This is a genomic window from Enterococcus ureasiticus (assembly GCF_001730285.1).
GTDB lineage: Bacteria > Bacillota > Bacilli > Lactobacillales > Enterococcaceae > Enterococcus_L > Enterococcus_L ureasiticus.
Map to the genome: position 1 here is coordinate 141950 of NZ_MIJZ01000013.1, position 24805 is coordinate 166754.

The 24805-nt window shown below is 36.0% G+C and carries 18 protein-coding genes; all 18 read right to left on the minus strand.

Annotated elements, in window-relative coordinates:
• Positions 1–9 precede the first annotated feature (9 nt).
• On the minus strand, positions 10–1821 hold the full coding sequence (gene glmS, locus BCR21_RS09090) for a glutamine--fructose-6-phosphate transaminase (isomerizing) (protein ID WP_069646153.1): 1812 nt from the start codon (positions 1819–1821) through the stop codon (positions 10–12).
• Positions 1822–2288: 467 nt separating this feature from the next.
• On the minus strand, positions 2289–3122 hold the full coding sequence (locus BCR21_RS09100) for an energy-coupling factor transporter transmembrane component T family protein (RefSeq protein WP_069646155.1): 834 nt from the start codon (positions 3120–3122) through the stop codon (positions 2289–2291).
• Positions 3119–4828, minus strand: coding sequence for an ABC transporter ATP-binding protein (locus BCR21_RS09105; protein ID WP_069646156.1), 1710 nt, complete (start codon positions 4826–4828; stop codon positions 3119–3121). The genes BCR21_RS09100 and BCR21_RS09105 overlap by 4 nt, the downstream gene beginning before the upstream one ends.
• A 132-nt stretch (positions 4829–4960) precedes the next feature.
• On the minus strand, positions 4961–5512 hold the full coding sequence (locus tag BCR21_RS09110) for an ECF-type riboflavin transporter substrate-binding protein (protein WP_069646157.1): 552 nt from the start codon (positions 5510–5512) through the stop codon (positions 4961–4963).
• Positions 5513–5522: 10 nt separating this feature from the next.
• On the minus strand, positions 5523–6380 hold the full coding sequence (locus BCR21_RS09115; protein WP_069646158.1) for an SAM hydrolase/SAM-dependent halogenase family protein: 858 nt from the start codon (positions 6378–6380) through the stop codon (positions 5523–5525).
• Between the two features lie 229 nt (positions 6381–6609).
• Positions 6610–7965, minus strand: coding sequence for a phosphoglucosamine mutase (glmM, locus tag BCR21_RS09120; RefSeq protein ID WP_069646159.1), 1356 nt, complete (start codon positions 7963–7965; stop codon positions 6610–6612).
• 88 nt (positions 7966–8053) lie between these two features.
• Positions 8054–9202 carry a CdaR family protein gene (locus tag BCR21_RS09125; RefSeq protein WP_069646160.1) on the minus strand — a complete coding sequence of 383 codons (1149 nt, stop codon included), beginning with the start codon at positions 9200–9202 and terminating at the stop codon, positions 8054–8056.
• Complete coding sequence (gene cdaA / locus BCR21_RS09130) at positions 9199–10086, minus strand: diadenylate cyclase CdaA (RefSeq protein ID WP_069646161.1); 888 nt, start codon at positions 10084–10086, stop codon at positions 9199–9201. Before cdaA ends, BCR21_RS09125 begins: the two co-directional genes overlap by 4 nt.
• Before the next feature lie 160 nt (positions 10087–10246).
• A complete protein-coding gene (nifJ, locus tag BCR21_RS09135) occupies positions 10247–13924 on the minus strand; it encodes a pyruvate:ferredoxin (flavodoxin) oxidoreductase (RefSeq protein ID WP_069646162.1) in 3678 nt (1225 codons plus the stop codon).
• Positions 13925–14091: 167 nt separating this feature from the next.
• Entirely contained in the window at positions 14092–15090 is a 999-nt protein-coding gene (locus BCR21_RS09140; RefSeq protein WP_069646163.1) for a DUF3114 domain-containing protein, read from the minus strand.
• Positions 15091–15229: 139 nt separating this feature from the next.
• Positions 15230–15538: an antibiotic biosynthesis monooxygenase family protein gene (locus tag BCR21_RS09145; protein WP_069646164.1), complete on the minus strand. Its 309-nt coding sequence runs from the start codon at positions 15536–15538 to the stop codon at positions 15230–15232.
• 127 nt (positions 15539–15665) lie between these two features.
• A complete protein-coding gene (gene glnA / locus BCR21_RS09150; RefSeq protein ID WP_069646165.1) occupies positions 15666–17006 on the minus strand; it encodes a type I glutamate--ammonia ligase in 1341 nt (446 codons plus the stop codon).
• Between the two features lie 42 nt (positions 17007–17048).
• Positions 17049–17432: a MerR family transcriptional regulator gene (locus BCR21_RS09155; protein ID WP_010764139.1), complete on the minus strand. Its 384-nt coding sequence runs from the start codon at positions 17430–17432 to the stop codon at positions 17049–17051.
• A 472-nt stretch (positions 17433–17904) separates the two neighbouring features.
• Complete coding sequence (gene hflX, locus BCR21_RS09160; protein WP_069646166.1) at positions 17905–19146, minus strand: GTPase HflX; 1242 nt, start codon at positions 19144–19146, stop codon at positions 17905–17907.
• 12 nt (positions 19147–19158) lie between these two features.
• On the minus strand, positions 19159–20070 hold the full coding sequence (miaA, locus tag BCR21_RS09165; RefSeq protein WP_069646167.1) for a tRNA (adenosine(37)-N6)-dimethylallyltransferase MiaA: 912 nt from the start codon (positions 20068–20070) through the stop codon (positions 19159–19161).
• 5 nt (positions 20071–20075) lie between these two features.
• Positions 20076–20816 carry a glycerophosphodiester phosphodiesterase gene (locus tag BCR21_RS09170; protein ID WP_069646168.1) on the minus strand — a complete coding sequence of 247 codons (741 nt, stop codon included), beginning with the start codon at positions 20814–20816 and terminating at the stop codon, positions 20076–20078.
• A 402-nt stretch (positions 20817–21218) separates the two neighbouring features.
• Positions 21219–22571 (minus strand): DUF6056 family protein, encoded by a 1353-nt coding sequence (locus BCR21_RS09175; protein WP_069646169.1) that lies wholly within the window; start codon positions 22569–22571, stop codon positions 21219–21221.
• A gap of 89 nt (positions 22572–22660) precedes the next feature.
• A complete protein-coding gene (locus BCR21_RS09180; RefSeq protein WP_420809827.1) occupies positions 22661–24805 on the minus strand; it encodes a glycosyltransferase family 2 protein in 2145 nt (714 codons plus the stop codon).

Here is a 24805-nt window from a genome sequence, read left to right on the forward strand (position 1 = left end):
CTTTAATTCTTATTCAACCGTAACACTCTTAGCTAAATTACGTGGTTTATCTACATCATAGCCTCTTTGTAATGTCGCAAAGTAAGCGATCAATTGTGTTGGGATGATACTAACTAAAGGAGTTAGTAATGGATGTACATCAGGTATGATCAATTGATCCGTCTCTTTAGCTAAAGATGCCAAGGCGATCACAAAATTATGAGCCCCACGACTTTCAACTTCTTTTAAATTCCCACGTGTATGTGCCGCAGTTTTTTGATCTGTAATTATACCGAAAACAGGTGTCCCATCTTCAATCAATGCTATTGTGCCATGTTTTAACTCTCCAGCCGCGAAACCTTCAGCTTGAATATATGAAATTTCTTTTAATTTCAATGACGCTTCCATCGATACATAGTAATCCACACCACGCCCGATATAAAAAGCATTTCTCGTTGTTGATAAATAGTCTTCTACTAGCTGACTGATAACCATTTTTTCATCAATGATCGTTTCCATAACTGCTGCAATTACACTTAACTCATGAGCGATATCAAATTCTAAAGATGACTGATTGCCTTTTTTATCGCCCACAGCTTTGGCAAGAACTGCTAAAACAGCGATTTGCGCAGTATAAGCTTTTGTTGAAGCCACGGCAATTTCTGGTCCAGCATGAAGTAGTAATGTATAGTCGGCTTCTCTGGATAAAGTAGAGCCGGCAACATTCGTTAGTGTCAGTGATGGCAAACCAAGTTCATTTGTCTGCACCAATACTTGACGGCTATCAGCTGTTTCTCCACTTTGACTTAAGAAAATGAAAAATGGTTTTTCTGATAATAACGGCATATTATAACCAAATTCGCTTGAAAGATGAACTTCAACTGGTATCTTCGTCATTTTTTCAAGAATCGCTTTGCCAACCCAGCCAGCATTATAACTAGTTCCGCAAGCGACGACATAGATACGATCACTGCCAGTTATTTTTCCGATGATTTTGTCATCGATCACAGCATCGCCTACTGTATTCGTATATTCCTGAATAATTCGACGCATAACGGTTGGTTGGTCATCGATTTCTTTTAGCATATAATACGGATATGTCCCTTTTTCGATGTCACTTAAATCTAATTGCGCTTCATATGACTCACGATAAACTAGATTGCCTTTTTCATCTTCGATTTCTATCTTATCTGCTTTTACAATAACCATTTCACCGTCAGCGATTTCAACAAAATGATTTGTTTCAGCAAGCATTGCCATCGCGTCACTGCAGATTACATTAAAAGTGTCTCCTAACCCAATCAGTAATGGACTTTTATTTTTAGCAACATAAATAGTATCTGGATCATTTTTATCAATCAAAGCGAAAGCATACGAACCTTTGATCACTGTCAATGCTTTTTTGAAGGCTTCTTTTGTTGCCATTCCAGCTTCTGCAAAACACTCGATCAAATGAACCACGATTTCTGTATCAGTTTCACCTTCTAGTTGCTTATTTTGAAGAAATTCCTGTTTTATTTCTTCAAAATTTTCGATCACACCATTGTGAACTAAAATAAACTGTTGGTTACTCGATGTATGAGGATGGGCATTTCTTTCACTTGGTTTTCCATGGGTTGCCCAACGTGTATGACCAATTCCAACTGTACCTTGAACTTCTGAGCTAATTTTACTCTGTAAATCAGCAATTCTTCCTAGTGATTTTACTAAATGATCTTCCTTATTTTTCCCTGTTACGAAAATGCCAGCTGAATCATATCCTCTATATTCCAGTTTTTCTAATCCTTGGACTAAAATATCTGTTGCATTCTCTTTTCCAATAATTCCTACTATTCCACACATACTATTCTTTTCCTACTTTCTCAATTGTCTTAGGTCTTTGTTCGAGAAAAAAGAAGTTGAGCAATAAAAAATGAACCTCCAGCTATTTTTGTAAAAAAGACTGCGTATTTTTTATTATCAGTACATTCTATTTTCTTGATTCTTCATCATAGGTTTCTATTCTGCGTAGTTGGATTTTTGTTATAATTTTACAATTATTTTTTCTTTCCAGCTTGTAGAGTGCAGTCCCTAGAGCTATCCGCCGAATCTTTCGATAAGCTCTTTCCTCGTCACCTGAACACTCAGGCCTGGCGCTATCCTTTATTGGTCTAACTATCCTCCTTTTTGAAATATCAAACAGAAACTGCATTAATAATACAATACACCAAATATATATGTCAACACTTTTATACAAAAACTAAATTGGTCTAGTCATAAAAAAAGACAATAAAAAAGCTTACTAAAAGTTTTAGCAAGCTTAAAATGTATTAATTAAACGGATTATAAAATCTGCCACCATTGACTTTAAATAAAGCAAAACTCAAAATAGTCAATAAAATTGCCAATCCAATAACAAGAAAATCAAAGCGATGAAATGGCTGCTGAGCGTACCAAGTTCTTTTCTTTTTTTCCCCGAAGCGACGTAGCTCCATCGCAGTACTGATTATTTCAATTCGATCTAAGCTAGAAAGGATCAAAGGAAAAACAATTTGGGCTGTTCCTTTCAATCTTTGTGTCAGTTTCCCCTTCTTAGACATTTCAAACCCACGTGCTTGCTGTGCTAAAGAGATATTGACAAAATCTTCTTGAATATCTGGAATATAACGAATCGCCAAAGCTACGGCATAACTGATTTTATAGCTAACACCGATCCGATTTAAACTAGACGCAAACTCACTTGGATTCGTCGTCAACAGAAAAATCAGCACTAACGGAATCGTGCAAAAATATTTTAAAACTAAATTGAATTCATAAAATAATTGCTCTTGTGTTACTGTAAAACGACCTATTCCTTCCCAAATAACCGTTCTAGACTGGTATAATTCCACACCATATTCTGGGGCAAATAGATAAACCGCGATAATATTCAGCAATGAAAACACAAAAATAAATTTTACAACAAATGAAATCTGGTGCCACTTAATATTCGATAGCTTAAATAAAACCAGCGAAAATACTGTCATACCAATCAAAAAACGGGTATCATACGTTGTCATACACGCAACAGATAACAGTATCAAAAAAATTAATTTAGCTGTTCCATTCAATTTATGAATCACTGTATTATCAGGAATATAACCTAACATTTGATGTTCATTCATTTCAAACGCACCTCCTGATCATAGGTCATGAAGTTCTCTGTAAATAAAAATGGCTCGTCCATTCCTAAATGTTGTGCAAAAGTAAATAAGCTTGTCTCTTTCAAAGACGCTCGTTCCACTAATTGAGAATCAGTCAAAACGTTAACTGGTGTTGTATCCGCGATGATTTTTCCATCATACAAAACGATTGCTCGATCTGTATATTCCAACATAAGATGCATGTCATGAGTGATCATTGCGATCGTTACACCCAATTCATTTAGTTTTTCTAAAAATGTCATCATTTCAGTATAATGCTTAAAATCCTGACCTGCTGTTGGTTCATCTAAAATAATCATTTCAGGTTCCAGAACTAAAATTGCCGCAATCGTGACTCTTTTCTTTTGACCAAAACTAAGCGCCGAAATTGGCCAATGGCGAAATGAATGTAGGCCGCAGATTTTCAAAACATGTTCAACACGTTCATTAATTTCTGCTTCTGGCATCCCTTTCAAGATCAAACCTAAGGAAACCTCTTCAACTATCATTTTTTTTGAAATCATTTGATTCGGGTTTTGCATAACAAAACCAATCTTATCTGCTCGTTCTTTAATAGAAAATTGAGTAAAGTCTTGTCCTAACCAACTCATTTTACCTGATTGCGGCGTCACAAATCCACATATAGCTTTACTTAAAGTAGATTTACCAGCACCATTTTTCCCAACAATGCTCAGCATCTCTCCACGATTGAATGTAACGGAAACATCGTTTAAAACAGATCGATCATTTCGGTTATATTGGTAAGTAATATTTTCAAGTTTCAATAAAGGCTGCAGTGGTTCTTGCTCTGACGTTTGGGATTGTTTTTTCATCCATTTTTCCATTTGTTCCTTCAAGTTAGGTGCTTGGACCTTTTCAATATCATCTAAATACTCAACTGTTTCTAAATCCACGCCAGCATACTTCATCGCTGTGATATAAAGAGGTTCTCGAATGCCTTGCTCTGTTAATATATTCGTTTTTAGTAGATCATTTGTAGGTAAATCTGCAACAACTCTTCCATCATTAAAAACGATCACACGATCAACTGAACGATATAAAACATCCTCTAAGCGATGCTCAATAATCAAAATAGTTGTTTTTGTCTTTTGATGGATTTCTTCAATCAAAGCGATTGTTTCTTTGCCAGCTTTGGGGTCAAGATTAGCTAGCGGCTCATCAAATAATAAGATGGGTGCTTCATCAATCAACACACCAGCCATCGATACTCGCTGCTTTTGGCCGCCAGACAGATCTTGTGGTCGATGTTGTAAAAAATCATTCAATCCAACGATTTTAGTCCAATTATCGACCTCTTTTTTCATCTTATTTTGCGGTACTTCGTCATTTTCTAAAGCAAATGCAACATCTTCTCCCACTGTTAACCCGATAAATTGACCATCTGTATCTTGTAAAACCGTTCCAACATCAAAAGATAAATCAAACAGGCTGGTCTTTGTTAATTCTTTGTCGCCGATCATTACATTTCCAGTTATTTCCCCTTCATAACTATACGGAATCAATCCATTGATACACTGGGCAAAGGTTGACTTACCACTGCCACTTGGTCCTACGATCAAGACTTTTTCTCCTTCATAAATCGTTAAATCAATATTATGTAATGTAGGTTCAGCCTGACTATGATATTGAAATGTAAAATTGTCAAAAGTTATCAGTGGTTTTTTCATCGATGACGCTCCCTCATTCTATGTAAAAAAGGACAAGAAAAGGCTGTTAAGCTTTGAAATCAAGCTTGCTTTTTCTCGCCCTTAATTTTATTTCAGAAACTATATTTGTGCTAATTTCATTTTACTACATAATCAGTCTTTTGTTAAACTACCTTTTTTAGTTCGCGTTGCGGCATAAGCTGCCATCAATAACGTACCAATGATGCCGACTGCAATAATATTTAATACAACAGCGATCACACCTTGTGTATAGACTTTACTAGCGGGTTCGCTATAAATCAATACGTCTAATGTCGGTGCAATCAAACCCCAAACTACGGCATTTCCAATTACTTGATAAATATTAAAATAAATAATGTCTTTTTTATTGAATTCGCCATGTTGAAGATCGATCTTTCTCCCCGCTAAACCATAGACAACTCCTATAATACCAGAACAAATGATCCAACTCCACCATGCGCTGCCATACGTTGTAAAGTCTTTTAGAGTATGACCAATCAAACCGATTAAGCCACCTGCAACAGGTCCAAAAATAACAGAAATCAATGCTAAAAATGGATACGCCGTTTCTAAATTTGTGTTAGGAAATCCTGTTGGAATTACTACAAAACGACCTAAAATAACAAATACCGCTGACCCAATACCAATTGCTACAATTGTTTTTACTGAAAAATCTTTTTTCATATCCCCACTCCTATTCAAAAATGATCTTCGGTGCTTTTCTTAATTGGATCGTCCAATCTGTTCCTGTACCAATATGATACAGTTTAGAAAATGAGTCTTGATTGACTGCTACACCAATATTTACCAATGAATTTACATAAACTAAGGGTTCACCAACATTCACATCTGCAAAAGATTTAGCAAATTTCATAATATTTTGGTAGACTTTTTTCCCTTTATGATAAATCGTTACCTGTAGCTGATCATCATGTACAATTTTTTCTTCCTTCATAAATGCCAACGGAATATTTGTCCACAGAGAACCAAATCGAATATCTAAAACATCAATACTACCTTCCAAAATATGTTCATCACGCTTCGCTTCAATCAATGGCAATAGTTCGATTGAATCAATACCAACAATACTTCCTAGTTCTTCAAACGAAATTTCACCACTAGCCAAACGTGCTCCATTATAAGCATAAATATCCCTGCCATGAAATGTGTGACTTTCTTCTGAATGAGGCAAACGGCTTGTTACTTCGTCAATCGAACGAATCTCTTCAATTCCTTGATAATGGGAAATGTGCGTTAAAGATCCATTGTCCGGTGTAATAATATAATGTCCGGACTTTGTCTTCGCTACGATACTTCGTCTGGTACTCCCCACACCTGGATCGACAACAGAAACAAAAACTGTTCCTTTGGGCCAGTATTTTACTGTTTGATATAGACGATATGATGCCGCCCAAATATCATACGGAGGAATTTCATGGGTCAAATCGCCAATGATGATTTCATCACTTACCATATGGGCGACACCATACATCGCACTCACTGCTCCGTCGCCAAGGCCAAAATCTGTTTGTAAAACTAAATAGCTTCCCATCTGATTACTCCTCTCTAACTATTTCCATACATTATTTTTTCAGAAAAAATAGGTTGAATATCGATTATTTCCCTATCAATTCTCAAACATAGTACCTTTTTCTGTTTATTCTGTCAATAATAATATCGAACAATCATCAAGAAATAGCAATGAATATTCGTCCTTTATAAAATCAGAAAAATAACCTGCCACATGTTCTCATGCATACAGGTTATTCTATACATTTTTACTAACCTATGCCGATCTCAGCTTTCACGACATCTGCGATTCTATCTACGTAATAATCAACTTTTTCTTGCGTTGGTGCCTCAGCCATCACACGTAATAAAGGCTCTGTCCCAGAAGGACGAACTAAAATGCGCCCATCGCCATTCATTTCTGCCTCCATTAATTCAACAACTTCTTTGATTGCAGGAACGTCCATCGCACCGTGTTTGTCAGTTACGCGAATATTCACTAATTTTTGTGGATAAACAGTCAACTCGGAAGCTAATACAGACAATTTTTTCCCTGTTTGTTTCATTACATTCAATAACTGAATACCTGAAAGCATTCCGTCACCTGTTGTATTGTAATCCAAGAAAATCATATGTCCTGATTGTTCTCCGCCAAAATTGTAATCATTTTTACGCATTTCTTCAACGACATAACGGTCACCAACTTGCGTGATCACATCTTTCATTCCAGCCGCTTCTACCGCTTTTCTGAAACCTAAATTACTCATGACAGTTGTAACGATCGTATCTTTTTTCAAACGGTTCTTTTCAGCAAGATATTTTGCGCAGATAAACATGATCTTATCTCCATCAACAATATTCCCTAATTCATCGACCGCAATAATTCGATCGCCATCACCATCAAAAGCCAGACCCACATCAGCACCTTTTTCAACGACCATTTCAGCTAATTTCTCAGGATGAGTAGAGCCTACTCCGTCATTGATATTCAATCCATTTGGGCTTGTGCCCATTGTGTAAAAATCTGTTTCTAAATCTGCAAACAAACGATTTACAGAAGTTGCTGTTGCGCCATTTGCAGCATCGATACAAACCGTTAACCCAGATAAATCACCAGGAATTGTTTGTACTAAGAATTGAGAATATTTTAATAATCCTTCTGGAAATTCATCTAGCGTACCTAGACCTTCGGCTGAAGGTCTAGGTAAATTGTCGTCTTCTGTATCTAATAATGCTTCAATTTCAAGTTCTTGATCATCCACTAATTTAAATCCATCTGAACCAAAAAACTTGATGCCATTATCTTCTGCAGGATTGTGTGATGCTGAAATCATGACACCAGCTGATGCTTTTTGCAATCTTGTTAAGTAAGCAACTCCTGGCGTTGAAATAACACCTAGCTGAAATACTTCGATCCCAACAGACAAAAGACCTGAAATCAAAGCTTGCTCTAGTAATTGACCTGAAATACGTGTATCACGACCAACTAATACTCTTGGACGGCGTGTAGAATCTTCATGCTGACTTAATACATATCCACCAAAGCGGCCTAATTTAAATGCTAATTCTGGCGTTAGTTCCTTATTTGCAATTCCTCTAACACCATCTGTTCCAAAATATTTACCCATTATAACTCTCCTTCTACTTACTAAGATAGCCTCAATTATTTTTGTGAGTTATACCCAGTAAAATAATTGATTTCCTTAGTCAATCAACTTAATTTGCAGGAACTGAACTGCTCCCATTGTCTATTTCATCTTCGGCAGTACTTTCAATGCTAGACGTGCTTGACGAGCTTGATGTACTGGAGGAACTTGCTGGCTTTTCACTAGAAGGCACAGACGTTGGTAACGCTTGACTTGAATACGATGTTGTTGTGCTTTGTCCGTTAGTTTCAGATGAACTGTTATTCGTTCCTGCAAAGACTGGATTGATCGTCACTTCTATTTCTTCAGGTGAAACAATATAATCTGCGTTTGTCGGGATTTTTATTTTTTGTTTGGTTGATGATTTTATGTTACTTACATCTACAGGTAGCTCAATTGTATCGATTATATCTAGGACTGATTTAGTTCCTCTAATTTCAACTTTTTGCTCTGAAAGATTAAATACATAATGCTCAACCCCAGAAGGTGGTGAGCCAGTTGGGCTGATTGTCAACCCTACTTCTTTTGAAGGCAATGTTAAATCTACGACGACTTTTACTTGAGGTGCTGGATTTTCAATACTTAATATTTGCCCTTTACTATCAAGTGCTTGAACATTGACCGTTTGTTTGATTGCGTCAACAGATTGTTTGACATTTGATAATGGCGCGATCACACGTGTAATCGCTTTTGCAGTCTCTTCTCCTGTTGTGATCTTAACTGTTTTAGGACTTATAGCAATTTTCTCTACTTTGTAGCCTTCTGACTCGATAGATTCAGGCAGTTGCGCTTCTACATCAAACGATTTTGTTACTTTTTTCTCCATTGTCACAGTGATCGTTTTAGGTTCAACTTCAGCCGTCACAGCTGTACTCAATCCTTTGACTCGCAATTGTATTTCTGACGTTCCAAGCGGTGTTTTAGTCAGATCAGCAACCACTTGAAAATTTCTTGTATCTTCATTCGATTCTAAATTCAGTTGAATTCGATTGGCACTGCTTAAATGAACATTGACTCTTTCTTCATAACCAGACACAAAATACTTATCTTGATCATAATTTAATTGAACAGGAATATTATATAGCATTTCATCATAAACTTGACTGCCACTATCCATATTAGATATATTCACCGATGAATTGGCATTAAAAAATAGTAACAAGGCAAAAAGTAATGCTAATAGTCCTGAAAACCAATTACTTTGGTAGGGCTTTTTCATTTCTTTTTCGCCCCTTTCGATACACCTTCAATAAAGTGCTGCAAAAGATTTTTTTTGTCTTTCCGTTCTTCTTTTGGAACTAATTCTGCTCGAAGAATTTTCAGATATTCTTCCTGTGTTAATCTAGGAATCAAATCATTATTCAATGTCAGACTGACGTCACCTGTTTCTTCTGATACAATAATTGTCACAGCATCACTGACTTCACTTATCCCAACAGCCGCTCTATGTCGAGTACCGAATTCTTTAGGAATCAAATTACTTTCTGACAAAGGCAGATAAGCACTAGCTACAGCAATTTTCCCTTGTTTAACTATCACTGCACCATCATGTAATGGTGTGTTAGGAATGAAGATATTAATCAGCAATTCTCCTGTAATATCAGCATCTAAAGGAATACCCGTTTCAATATATTCATCTAACCCAGTATTTTTTTCCACGGTAATCAGTGCACCGATTTTTCGTTTAGACATATACTGAATCGCTTTATCAAAAGCAAGGATCATTTTTTCATCTTCTTGTTGTTCAGATCTACTCGTACGGAAAAATGAACTTCGGCCCAGATGCTCTAAGCCTCGCCGGACTTCTGGCTGAAAAATCACAACTGCAGCAATAACACCATACATGATAACTTGGTTCATCAGCCAAGATAACGTGTGTAAACCAATAAGTTCACTCACCATTCGAATCCCAATAAAAACAGCGACCCCTTTTAACAGTTGAACAGCTTTTGTTCCTTTAACAAGCATGATCAATTTGTAAACGAGATACCATACTACCAGAATATCTATAATATTGATGATATAATCACGCGACAAGAAATCTGATGAGATTATTTGTCGCCAATAATTCAAATCAAATAATTGACTAAGTTGAAAAGACATCATAAACCTCACTTCTCTCTGAAGAATTCTTAAATAAGTATACCATAATCTCTTACTTGATTACAGGATGAGTATGAACGATAGAAAAATTTAAATAAAAAAGAATGAAAGAAGAAGATATCAGTATCTCACTTCTTTCATTCTAAACCAAATCACTTTATTATTCTTCTGCTTTTCCGCGTTTTGCGGCACGTTCTGCTCGTCTAGCCGCTCTTCTTGCATCAGCCTCTGGATCAGCTACCCGTTCTTTTTTGACACGAGGTGTTTTTTCACTTACTACTTCCTCAATTGTTTTTTCTAATTTTGCTCGAATTTTTTCTTCTTGACCAGCCATACGAGCATAATTGTAAAAACGATTTTTCGCATCATCTACCGTTTTTTCAAACAGTTTACCCGCGAATTCAGGTTGTGTAGATTCTAATGAAGAAAAACGAACTTGTTTACGCATAAATTCTTGCATCGCTTCAAAATTCGGCTTTTTGTAGTCTAAAGTCATTGGATTTTTCCCTGACTCTCTTAATTCTGGGTTATAGCGATACAATGACCAATAACCAGAATTAACCGCTTCTTTGGCTTCTTCTAAGGTTTTACTCATTCCACCTGCTAAGCCATGCGTAATACAAGGCGTATACGCGATAATAATAGAAGGTCCCGGGAAGCGTTCGGCTTCTTCAAAGGCTTTGATTGTCTGCATTTGATTTGCACCTGATGCGATTTGCGCCACATACACGTTGCCATAGGTCATCGCCATCATACCTAAATCTTTTTTAGAAACATATTTCCCACTTGCGGAGAATTTTGCAATTGCGGAAGCAGGAGTTGCTTTTGATGTCTGACCGCCAGTATTAGAATAGACTTCATTATCTAAAACTAACATATTAACGTCGGCGCCACTGGCAAGAACATGATCGATTCCGCCATAACCGATGTCATAGGCCCAACCGTCCCCACCGATCATCCATTGGCTATTTTTCACAAACAAATCATTGTCTGCATAAATTGCTTCTAATAATGGTTGATTGTTTTTTTCATCAAGCAAAGCAGCTTTTAATTTTGCAGCACGTTGTTGTGTACCTTCACCAGTATGCATATGGTTGATCCAATCTTCCATTAATAGTTTTAATTCTGGAGAAGCAACGTTCATCGCTTTACTCATTTTCATTGCTAAGTGTTCACGACGTGTTTGACTGGCTAACAGCATGCCATAACCAAATTCTGCATTATCTTCTAATAATGAGTTAGACCACGCAGGACCTTGTCCTTCATCATTTGTCGTATAAGGAGCAACAGGCGCTGCTCCACCCCAAATAGAAGAACAACCTGTCGCATTTGCGATCATCATTCGATCACCAAACATTTGCGTCAATAATTTCACATAAGGCGTTTCACCGCAACCAGAACAAGCACCTGAAAATTCTAATAGTGGTTTGTTAAATTGCGTTCCTAAAACAGTATTTGGTTTGGCTGGATTTTCTTTTTGTTTCAACGTCATAGAAAAAGCCCAGTTCATAGCTTGCTCTTTTTGCTCTTCGTAAGGTTTCATAACTAAGGCTTTGCCTTTGGCTGGACATGCGTCCACACAAAGTCCACAACCCGTACAATCTTCTACAGAAACTTGAATACGGTATTTTAGACCATCGGCTCCGCGCATTTCTCTTACGATATAGCCAACTGGTGCTTCTTCCATTTCTTCATCATCTACCAAAAATGGACGAATCGCAGCATGTGGACAAACAAACGCACACTCATTACACATTGTGCAACGATCACTGTTCCATTCAGGTACTTCAACAGCGATTCCACGTTTTTCCACAGCTGTTGTGCCAAGTGGCATCCGGCCATCCGTCATATCATTTTTGATAAGCGCACTAACCGCAAGATCATTCCCTTCTTGGCGATTGATTGGTTCGACGATATCATGAACATAATCAGAAACGTTATCTTTACGGACTTTTGTTTTTAGTTCAATTGTTTTCCAAGCAACTGGCACTTCGACTTTATGCAGAAGTTCAACCGTACGTTCAATTGCCTGAACATTTTTTTCAACAACAGACATCGATTTTCTAGCATAGCTTTTGAATGCTTCTTCTTTTAAGATCGGTAGCACTTCATCAAACGGCATGATATCCGCTAATTTGAAAAAAGCTGTTTCCATCGCTGTATTGATTCGACCACCTAATCCAACTTCACTGGCTAATCGAACAGCATTGATCGTATAAAAATTAATCTCATTTTCAGCTAAGTAACGTTTTAGTTTACTTGGCAAGAAGCGCTCTAGTTGTTCATCATTCCAAACTGTATTTAGTAAAAAGGTGCCGCCTTTTTTCAAACCCTTAACTAAATCATACGTATTTAAGTACGCTGCAGTATGACACGCAACAAAATCCGCATGCTCGATCAAATAAGTCGAACGGATCGGTGTCTCGCCAAAACGTAAATGAGAAACCGTCAGCCCACCAGATTTTTTTGAATCATAATAAAAGAATCCTTGAGCATATTTATCCGTGTGATCTCCGATGATTTTGATTGCTGATTTATTTGCACCAACTGTACCATCTGAGCCAAAACCCCAGAATTTTGCTTGATAGGTTTTAGGATTGGTCAAATCAAGTGCTTCTCCGCAATCAAGTGAGGTGTATGTTACATCATCTACGATTCCGATCGTAAAACGAGATTTTGCCGATTTTTTATCTTTTAATAACTCATCATAAATCGCAACGATTTGGTTCGGTAAAACATCTTTTGAGCCTAGCCCATAACGTCCACCAATGATCATTGGACGTAAATCAGATTCATACATTGCGCTTTGAACATCTAAAAGTAACGGCTCACCGCCTGCACCTGGTTCTTTTGTACGATCCATTACGCCGATTGCTTTAACCGTCTTAGGCATTTTTTCTAAAAAATTCTCAATTGGGAATGGACGGTACAAATGAATATTTAAGAAACCAACTTTTCTGCCTTGCTTTGTTAAGTAATCGATTGTCTGCTCAATTGCTTGAGCTGCTGAGCCCATGGAAACAATCACTTCTTCAGCATCTTCTGCTCCATAATAAGTGACTAAATCATAATTGGTTCCTCTAAGCTCATTGATTTCATCCATATATTTTTTCACAACAGCTGGGATTTGTTCATAATAGCTATTGATCGTTTCACGTTGTTGGAAATGGATATCTGGATTTTGGTTCGTTCCACTAACGGAAGGATGGTTGGGGTTCATACTTCTGCTACGAAAATCGCTTAATTTTTCTTGATCTAATAATGGTGCTAATTCATCATAATCCAATACTTCGATTTTTTGAATTTCATGACTTGTCCGAAATCCATCGAAGAAGTTGATAAATGGGACACTTGATTCAATTGATGCTAAATGAGTGACCGCTGATAAATCCATGACTTCCTGCACACTGCTTTCGCATAACATGGCAAATCCAGTCTGACGAGCCGCCATAACATCTCCGTGATCACCGAAAATATTCAACGCATTCGTTGTCACGGCACGACTAGCGACATGAAAGACTGACGGAAGTAATTCTCCAGCGATCTTATACATGTTCGGTATCATCAATAATAATCCTTGTGAAGCAGTATATGTAGTTGTTAATGCACCTGTTTTCAACGATCCATGGACTACGCCTGCCGCGCCTGCTTCTGATTGCATCTCAACAATTTTAACAGGTTGTCCAAAAATATTTTGCTTCCCTTCAGCCGACCACTGATCGACAAGTTCAGCCATCGTTGAGCTTGGTGTAATTGGATAAATAGCGGCTAATTCAGTAAACGCATATGAGATGTATGCGGCTGCTGTATTTCCATCCATCGTCTTCATTTTTCGCATTATATAGTCATCATCCTTCTATCTAAAAGTAGAATAGTTGCACGCATATTCTTCTTCATTATAACGGAAGCTAGTCAATTTTGAAACAGTTTGTGAAAATATTTCACAAACTTATTGTTTTTTTGGCTTTCTTTCTTTAGAATAACTAGAATTTTTGTGAAAAAATTCTAGTTATCTCTTTTTTTATACCTCATCCCTTTTTCTGCAAACCTTCTGACTAGTTGATAAAACCAATTATCTGTTGGAGAAATCCAGTTCCGTTTAAGTTGATTCCGTTTGTTTGTGTCAAAGTATCTGGGGGGATTTCCATCCAATTTATCGTGTGTTTGATACTGATCAAATCTAGGGCGTTCACCATAATTAAAAGATTCTCCATTTGCGATTGTGCATTCTAAGTAATCTCTTTCTTTGTTCTGTTCGCTCCATTGACTTAAAAGCTGACCTTGTTCATCTAAAATAAATTCACTATGATAATCTCCAGATAAAACTTTTCGATAGAAACCTCGTTTTCTGATCTTCTTTACTAAGCCTTTATTTGTAAGGGTTCGACTTTCTTTTTTTAGATCAGCTGCCGATATCTCTACACTATAATGAGCGCGATTATGATACTGTGGATCTGCATAAAACCAATTACCTTTGAGGATTGTCTTTATTGCTACTTCATCATTTTTTAAATTGTACCTTTTTTTATACTTTTCCACATATTCAATAGCACATCTATCTAATTGATTTCTAAATTGATGAATTTTTGTTTCATTTACGTATTTTTTCTTGAGGGCTGTTTTTGTTAATTGTTTATCTACTTCTGCTATGATCAAGCCATTTGGATATGCACGTTGTACAGCTTTTGCATAACAATCAAAAAAAACTGCTCCCGGCGGCATTTGGTCATAAAATTTATATTCTGTTGACCCAAACTGTAAATCCCCTGAATCATCCAAATAACCACCCAGTTGATCGATGACTAAGATGACTTTTTCTCGGTCTGAAAGCTGACTTTTTTCAAACATTTCAGTGTAGATATCAGAACCAACTAAAAAAACTGCTTGATCGTTGCTGATTTTATTTTCATTTCTATTATTTATGTAAACAATCAGAGCCGCTTTGTCCCAGCCCTGTTGCTGAAGTTTTTCAAAGATAGTTGGAGAAAAATTTACTTTTTTCATTTTTATTCTCCTTAGTGTTTGTTTGACTTCTACTATACCTGCTTTTTTATTAAGTTTACACTCACTTGGAATCCAGATAAACGGTTGGAGCAGAAGCAATCCCTTCTGTCCCATCCTCCTAAGATTCTAGAAGTTATTTTTAAGCAGAAACGTCGTAACTCTTTCTGATTTTTTCTATAACGATGGACGGTTTGGTGTCTTTATTTTTATGTGCATCTCGATGCTCTTGTAAATGCTCTGGACGTTTCAGCCAGCTTTGGAAATCTTTTTTGCTCTCCCATTTAGAAACTAGCATAAACTCACAGGTATCCTTATCTTCTGTATACCAACATTCACTTGATATACATCCCGAAAATCCCAACATTGAAACAACATCTTTACTTGTTTTAGCTTCGAACATTTTTTTGCCTTCTTTTTTTATAATAAATGTTACGGTTTGAACGATCATGATTTCCTCTCCTTTTCAAGTTCAATTGATAATAATTCTCACTTAGAAGTATAGCATACTTCTTCATTATTAACTCAACAATATAAAAAAGGTGGATAAACCAGATTATGGTTTATCCACACGATTCTTAATACAACTCTAAATATTGTTCTCTTTCCCATTCAGAAACAGTTTGACGGAAAGCGGCCCATTCCATACGTTTCGCTTCAACAAAGTTCACATAAATGTGCTCACCTAATGCATTGATCATCACATCATCTTTACGTAATTCTTTGATGGCATTATGCAATGTTGAAGGTAAATCATGGATTTGTGCTTCTTTTCGTTCTTCTTCATTCATCACATAAATATTGCGATCAACTGCTTGTGGTGGTTCGATTTCATTTTTAATTCCATCTAAGCCAGCTTGTAAAAGAGTTGCCATTGTTAAATATGGGTTTGCTGACGGATCAACTGAGCGTAATTCTAAACGAGTAGATAAACCACGCGATTCAGGAACACGGACTAATGGTGAACGGTTGCGACCACTCCAAGCAACATAAACTGGTGCTTCATATCCTGGTACTAAACGTTTATATGAATTAACAGTTGGATTACAAACCGCTGTATAAGCACGAGCATGTTTCAATAATCCACCAAGGAAATGATAAGCCGTTTGACTTAATTGCATCGGGCCATTTTCATCATAAAAGACATTTTCATTTCCTTTAAATAATGACATATTGCAATGCATTCCTGAGCCGTTGATACCATATAATGGTTTTGGCATAAATGTTGCGTGCAAGCCATGTTTTCTAGCTATTGTTTTAACAACTAATTTAAAGGTTTGGATATTATCACACGCTTCGATAACATCTGCATATTTAAAATCGATTTCATGTTGACCTGGTGCTACTTCATGATGTGATGCTTCCACTTCAAATCCAAGACTTTCTAGCTCAAGAACGATATCTCTACGGCAATTTTCACCAAGATCGGTTGGTGCAAAATCAAAATAACCACCTCGATCATTTAAATCCGTTGTGATTTTACCATCGTCATCTAATTTGAATAAGAAAAATTCCGGCTCAGGTCCAAGATTGAATGAAGTAAAACCTAATGCTTCCATATCTGCCAATGCTCGTTTTAAATTACCACGTGGGTCTCCAGCAAATGGCGTTCCATCAGGATTATAAATATCACAAATCAGACGAGCAACTTTCCCGTGTGCGCTCTCCCATGGAAAAATCATCCATGTAGATACGTCTGGATATAAATACATATCGCTTTCTTCAATTCTAACAAAACCTTCAATAGAAGACCCATCAAACATCATTTTGTTGCTTAACACTTTGTCTAATTGGCTCACTGGAACTTCCACATTTTTGATTGTTCCCATAATGTCTGTAAACATTAATCGTAAAAATCGAACATTTTCTTCATCGGCTATTCGTTTGATATCTTCTACTGTGTTTTGTTTTTTCGTCATTGTATCCTTCACGTCCTTCATTTTTTGTGTAAAGCTCAACTGTTACAATTTTGGTCCTCTGGATTGGAATGGATTTTGTTGAGTAAGTCCGCCTTGAGAAATAAGTTCATCATACAAAATCTTCCGAACATCTTCGTCAGTCAGCGGTTTGTTTGATTCTTGCGCATGCATTTGTTCTTCCAATTTCATTTCATAGACGCGTTTGATTCCTGCCATGTTTAGACCATCTGACAAATAATCTTTGATTTCCAATAAGACATCGATATCATTCAGTGAATACATGCGTCGGTTTCCTTCGCTTCGTTCAGGATGAATCAAATCTTGCTCTTCGTAATAACGGATTTGACGTGCTGATAAATCAGTCAGTTTCATAACTGTACCAATTGGAAAAACTGACATTGATCTTCGCAGTTCCTTTTCTCTCATATCCACCCCCCTCTCTTATTTAAAAAGCACAGCAGGCTGTTTAGCTCTGAAAGAAAAACCTGAAAATATATTTGTGGTGATTTTTGCCACTAGTATACTATACGTTTTTTCCGAGAATCTAGCCTGCGCAGCTAGATAGATTAGATATAGAATATCAAGACTTTTTTCTGTTGTCAACGATTTATGTTAGGTTTTCTAACATAAAAATAAATAATCGAGTAAAAAACAGTTAAATCAAGGTAATTCCACATAATTTGTAGCTAAATAAAAAAATTACTTTTAATAAATTTTTGCAACTCTAAATACCGCTTTAAACTCTAATTTTTTTAGTGTACCCTTACACAAATTAAATAACTACAACTAATAAATAAAAAAGCTGAGAAGGAAAACCGCTACAAAAGTTTCTCTTCTCAGTTATATAATATAGAATTATCTTTTAAAATCATCCACTTTTAACGACTGATATTGTTATTTATTCATCTAACTCACGTGTCCATTTAGAGTTCTTTTTAGCGAATCCCTTAACATGATAGACATTTTCCATTTCTTCAAAGGTTTCCGATAAAAGTAAGGTATGACGTTTCAATTCACTTAATTGCTGACCTTGGTCAGATGAAATATCAAGCTCATATGGAACTAATAGTTCCATCATTTTCTCTCTGACAGCTTTTGTTAGTTCTTCTTTTCCTAATGTACTCTTAGCTGAAACCAAAATATTAGGAAACAAAGTAGGTACAAAGTCAGCTTCATCGATTTGATCACTTTTATTGTAAACTGTTAAAACTGGAATCTGCTCTAAATCTAGATCATTCAGTAAGTCGACAACTGTTTGTTCATGCTGTAAACGATCTTCTGCACTTGCATCGACCACATGTAATAACAAATCCATGCCTCGACTTTCTTCTAAGGTTGACTGAAACGCTTCTATCAGCTGCGTCGGTAAATCTTGAATAAATCCTACAGTGTCTGTCAACGTTACGATCATTCCTTGCGGTAGTTGCCATTTTTTAGTTAAAGGATCAAGCGTAGCAAATAATTGATCTTCTGAATAAGTGCCTGCTGTTGTCAGCAAATTTAAAATCGTTGATTTTCCAGCATTCGTATAGCCGAGCAAACCAATTTGAAACAGATCTGATGATTGACGTTTTTGTCTGCTTCGCTCACGATGAGCCGACACTTCCTTTAGCTCACGCTTGATTGCGATAATCTTATCACGGATATGTCGGCGGTCTGATTCAAGCTTGGTTTCTCCTGGACCTCTAGTTCCGATTCCCCCGCCTAAACGAGATAACTGTTTCCCTTGTCCAACCAATCGAGGCAACAAATAATTCAACTGAGCTAGCTCAACCTGTAATTTTCCTTCTTTTGAGCGTGCCCGCATCGCAAAAATGTCTAAAATCAATTGTACTCGATCAATTACTTTTACACCGATAGCTTCAACAATCAATTGATTTTGTCTTGGTGTTAATTCATGGTTGAAAATGACGATATCTGCTTCATAAGCATCGACTAACTGAACTAATTCTTCTACTTTCCCCTTACCAATCACAGTCTGTGAATCTACTCGAGGACGCTTTTGCGTTAAAGAAAAGACAACTTCTCCTTGTGCGGTCTTCGTTAAGTTTTTTAGTTCTTTCATAGAACCTTCAAATCGAGTGTAATTCCTCTCTGTTTCTACTCCGACTAAGATAACCTTTTCTGCTATTTTATCCATTTTTTGTCCTTCCTAAGTTTCCAGCCAATCCTCTATGTCCTGTTCCAAAGTTAAAATAGTATCAGGCGCTTGTACTAAGTCCCACCAGCTGGCATTCATGCGATTTCTAAACCAGGTCAATTGCCTTTTCGCATATCTTCTAGAATTTTGCTTTACTTGTTCAATTGCTTCATCTAAAGTTTCTTTGCCTTCAAAATAAGGAAAAAACTCTTTATATCCAATCCCTTGAATCGATTGTTGTGTTTGCCTTTTATAAAGTAGTTCCGCTTCTTTTAAAAGACCTTGTGTCATCATTATATCAACACGCATATTGATACGATCATAAAGTACAGCTCGATCAGTTTCTAACCCAACCAAGAAATAATCGTATAATTTTTTTGGTTTTTCTTTAGGAGTTAAAATACTAAATCCTGTTTTATCAAATACTTCTAGTGCCCGAATCACTTTTTTACGGTTATTAAAATGGATACTTTCAGCTGCTTGGTTATCTTTTTCCTGTAGTAACTCCCATAAGCGCTGGTTTCCATGCGTTTCAGCAAATTGTTCATACTTCTCGCGTATTTCAGTTGACTCATCTTTGGCGCCTAATTCAAAGTCATAAAGCAATGCTTGAACATACAATCCTGTTCCACCAACAACAATGGGTAATTTTCCTTTTGCTGTGATCGAGTCGATTGCTTGACGCCCTTCTTTTTGAAAATCTGCTACAGAATAAGTCTCAGATAGGTCTCGGCAATCTAACAAATGATGCCTTATGCCTGCACGTTCTTCTTTGGTTACTTTTGCTGTGCCTATATCCAAATCTTTATAGACCTGCATTGAATCTCCACTAATGATTTCTCCATTTAACTTTTTAGCTAACTCAATACTCAAAGAGGTCTTGCCAACTGCTGTTGGTCCTACGATTACTAATACTTTTTTCAATCTTTTCATCCTTTATTTTGTATCAATTCGCGTATTTTCAATGCCTTAGCTGGATAGTCTGTATGAATCCCAGCCAAATGATGACTAAAGCAAAGTATCATCTTTTCTTCCTCATTGACTGTCCAAGGACGAATTGCTTTTGGAAATTCCGCTAAATCCTCTACATGTTCCAACACCCAATCGATTTTAGGATGAATCCCTTCAATAAATTCTGATTGAAGCGCTCGTTTTTCCTTTTCTTCTGACATATCAAATACTGAAGCAATAGTTTGATTTTTTTCTATTTCCCAGATTTTCTCCAAGCTTTTAAAATAAAAACTTGAATACATATACTCAAAAGGCCAACGCTGTGACTTCATGAGCTGAACAATAATCTGTTCGATTCCTTTATAATGAATTTTATCTGTTTTTATTTCAATATTCAATAATCCTTGAAAGTTCTCTTTTCTAAGTAACATGACCACTTCTTCTAAAGTAGGAATTTCTTGAACCATTGGATTTTTTTCAAACCAGCTTCCGGCATCTAATTGCTTTAATTCTGCTAATGTTAGACTGCCAACTTCTCCATGACCATTGGTAGTACGATCAATCGTTTCATCATGCATCACAATCAGCTGATTATCTTTTGATAACTGAACATCTAACTCGATTCCATCAGAACCAACACGAACAGCTTCTTTAAATGCGGCTAAGGTATTCTCCGGATGGGTCCCTTTACTACCGCGGTGGGCGATTACTTTTGTCATATTGGCCCCTCCAGTCGAAAATATTGTATCATTGATAAGAACGGGTATCAAATAATTAAATATATTTCGATCATATATTAAACTGCTTTCGAATTAATAGTGACATTTTCTTCATCAATCATTCTGTCTTTAATTTGTATCAAATATTCTCTAATAAGTTATAAAATATCGAAGCCATCAAGAATTAGAAAAAATATTAAAAAATCTATTGAACATTACAAGGCTTCATGTTTAGAAGAGCGATTAGATTGAAAACATCCAATTCATTTCAGAAAATAAGCTATCCACATAAAAAATAGAGTGGAAAAATCCACTCTCTAAAAATTATAACTTTTTGTGTCACTACAAAATCATTATAGCTTCATAGCTGTCCTGATTTTTATATTACTACAGAAAATTTTTCTATGAATTTATTCTTTCAACAGTTCCTAAAAGCAACGGTAAGATTAAATTAAAAATTGGATAGATAGCTAACATCATCAATAACGCATTATTAGAAATTTTAGCTTCACTAATCTTTTTACTTACTAAATCAAACGCTACAATTAAAAATAAAACTCCTGCACACACAAACACTCTACTACCTGAGGCAAAAAGCGTAGGTGAGAACCACAACATAATAATTGAAAATAAAGCCGCTATCATGCATAGTAATGAGAATATTCTATATGAAGCCCCTTTATAGACTGCTAGCATGGTAACTCCATATAAAACAATCGCGACAAAAAAATTCTTCATAACCGCACTAAAGGCTTCCATACTAAAAAGTTGTTTTGCTGAATAATTATAAATTTGAGCAAGCCCGCTTGAAAATCCTGGAAATAAGTACATACAAGTTAAACAAGCAATGATAAGACTGATCAAAAGAAAAGAATATCTATTTAAATTCAACAAAAGTATTGAGGACAAGATAACTAAAAGCAATAAAGAAAAAATATTATTGTAAATACCTGTGACCATAAAATTCAATCCAACTTTTATATGAGAGAAAATAGATAATTCCTTGAAATCAGGATACCATTTTTCAGTCTCCCTTTGAAGACGTAACTCATTACCTGGAGCAAAATACATGAATAAAATTCCTGTAAACATAATAAACGTTTTAACTAAAAGAAGTATTGACTGTTTTTCTTTTTTCAATAATAACGTTATATGTCCACATAAGGCTGCACAAAATCCAACAACTAAATACTGTTCATTACTTATCGAAAATAAAAATGAACAAATTATGCTCAGCAAAATCCAGCTCTTTTTTTGCCATTTGTTCCCTCTAAACACATAATCGGCATATGGAATCATTGAAAATAATCCTATAGCTAATGGCCATAAATAGTTAACTGCTCCTGTAATCCATAAAAACGAATGGAAAAACATTTCAAAATTCATAAAACCGAATAAGATACATACAAGAAAAATATCAAACGTCTTTACTTCCTTCTTTGTAAAACGAGCAATAGAATAGGCACTTAAGATCATAGCTAAGGAAGTAATTGACCAATACAAAATCATTGGTAGTGAAAAGATAAAATACATGATACTATCAGGAAAAATTCTTGCGGACCAAGTCATATATCGATTTGAAATATACGTAAGATAATCCTTTTGATGACTTATCCGTCGAAACCATTCATCATCTGTTCCTTTTTGAAAACCAAAAAAGGATAAATAGATTGTAATTCCTAAAAATAAAACGGCTAGAGCAAGTAAATCTTGATTTACTATAAGCCAATTTTTAACCTGCTTTTTTTTATTCATTTAAACCTCCTTTTTTTATATGAATTATCTACTACCAATTAACTACCAACCACTCTTATTTAATGATTAAAATTGAGAAGTCAATTTTTTTACGATTCGATACGAATCGTAAAATTACCAGTTCCTCTTGTTAGATTGGGACTATAGAATGGATCATTATCAATATATTTACGCCACTTCTTTTGTAGTAATTTTTTTTCACCATCAAAACGTGTTATTTTTTCTGGAGTATTCTCATATCCTCTAGATTTTGATTCAAAATGATACAACTCAGCTTGATGAGCCCACACATTATAACGACCTAACTCATAGACCTTCATACAAAGATCAACGTCATTAAATGCAATCGTAAATTCTTCATCAAACCCTCCAACCATTTCAAAGTCTACTTTTTTTACTAGTACACATGCTGCAGTAACAGCTAAATAATCAACATCTAAATATAATCGTCCAAAGTAGCCTAAATCTTTATCTGGAAAATAATGATGGCCATGTCCGGCAACATCACCCAATCCCATAATAACACCAGCATGTTGAATTGTACGATCTGGATAATACAACTTGGCTCCAACACACCCAACGCGCTCGAATTGCCCATAAGAAACCATCCGTGTCATCCAATCAGGGGCAATAACTTGCGTATCATTATTTAAGAATAACAAATATTTCCCCTTTGCTTTACTGGCTGCAATATTATTGATACGTGAGTAATTAAAGGGGATATCTATCTCATCTACAATAAATCGACTCCCTAGCTTTTGTTGATAACTAGCATATAATTCATCCATTTTAGGATCATCGCTATCATTGTCTGCGATGATTATCTCATAATTGGAATAAGTTGTTTTATCGATTATGGAGTCAACACATGTTTTGACATCTTCATAACCATTTCTTGTTGGAATGATAATACTGACTAACTCTTCATTCATTACGTCATAAGAAATAGCATAGAAACCAGGAGCGATGCCTTTAGAGACATTTCCAAGGATTCCTCTACGATGCAAAGCATCTTTCAAAACTTTCACACCTACTTCATCTGCATACGTTTTTTCCGAAGCAGATGAAGCAGTTGAACTGGGGAGTGTGCGCCAATGATACAAGACCTTGGGAATATGTTTAATATTCTTTTCTGCAATCTGTTCAGTGTACCGCAAAACTAAATCATAGTCTTGCGAGCCTTCTACTCCAGTTCTAAACCCTTCTAAATTCAGCAATAAATCACGACGATAAACGCTTAGGTGGGAAATGTAGTTCGTTCCCATCAACAAATCCGGAGACCAGTCTGGCTTAAAGGCTGGTTCAAATCGATTTCCATCCTCATTGATTTTATCTTCATCACTATAAATGAACTCAACATCCGGGGTTTGATTGATTACCTTAACCACTTCTGACAGTGCATTAATGGCCAGCTCATCATCATTGTCTAATAATGCAACGAATTCACCCGAAGCTAATTCCAGCGCATCATTACTTGCTAAACTTATGTGACCATTCGTTTGGCGATAAACAATTTTTATTCGTTCATCTCTTGAAGCAAATCGCTCTAGTGTTTTTTTTACTTCAGTATTAGTAGAAGCATCATCACAAATACAAAGTTCCCAATTTTTATATAATTGTTTTTGTACAGACTCTATACATTTAGCCAGCCACTTTGTCTCAATATTATAAACCGGCATAACAATAGAAATCAGTGGTTTGATCTTGAATTGCTCTATCTCAGCTACTAGTTCAACAATAGGCCTATTTTCATTTTGAGTAATCCACGCTCGGTACTCATCGCCATTGATAAATTTTTCTAATTTATAGCGATTCAAAGCACTTTTTAGCCCATTACGTCTTAAGTAACCTAAGCCTTTTCGAATTTTACTTATTTTCAATTGAGTAGGTGTTTCTGTTCCTAGCTCAATTGAATATTTTTTACCCAGTTTAACTGAATACTCTGTTATTACTTCGTTTGCCGCAAACTGAACAATGACCTTGCCTTTTGATGCTCTGGGCTTAATAATGATTTCAAATCCAACATTCATCTCATTTGATAAATCAAACAAAATGTTAACATCCATTCGATAAAACTGAACGATTTCAACCTCTGCATTCGGACTTGATTTTACCGTGATAACTGGTGCTACCTTATTCTCTTGGTCAAAAGCCCAGCCTTTCACAGTAATTGTTTTATCTTGTCCATTTCGGAGGATGCTATCAATAGTGATTGTTACTTTATTTGTCATGAT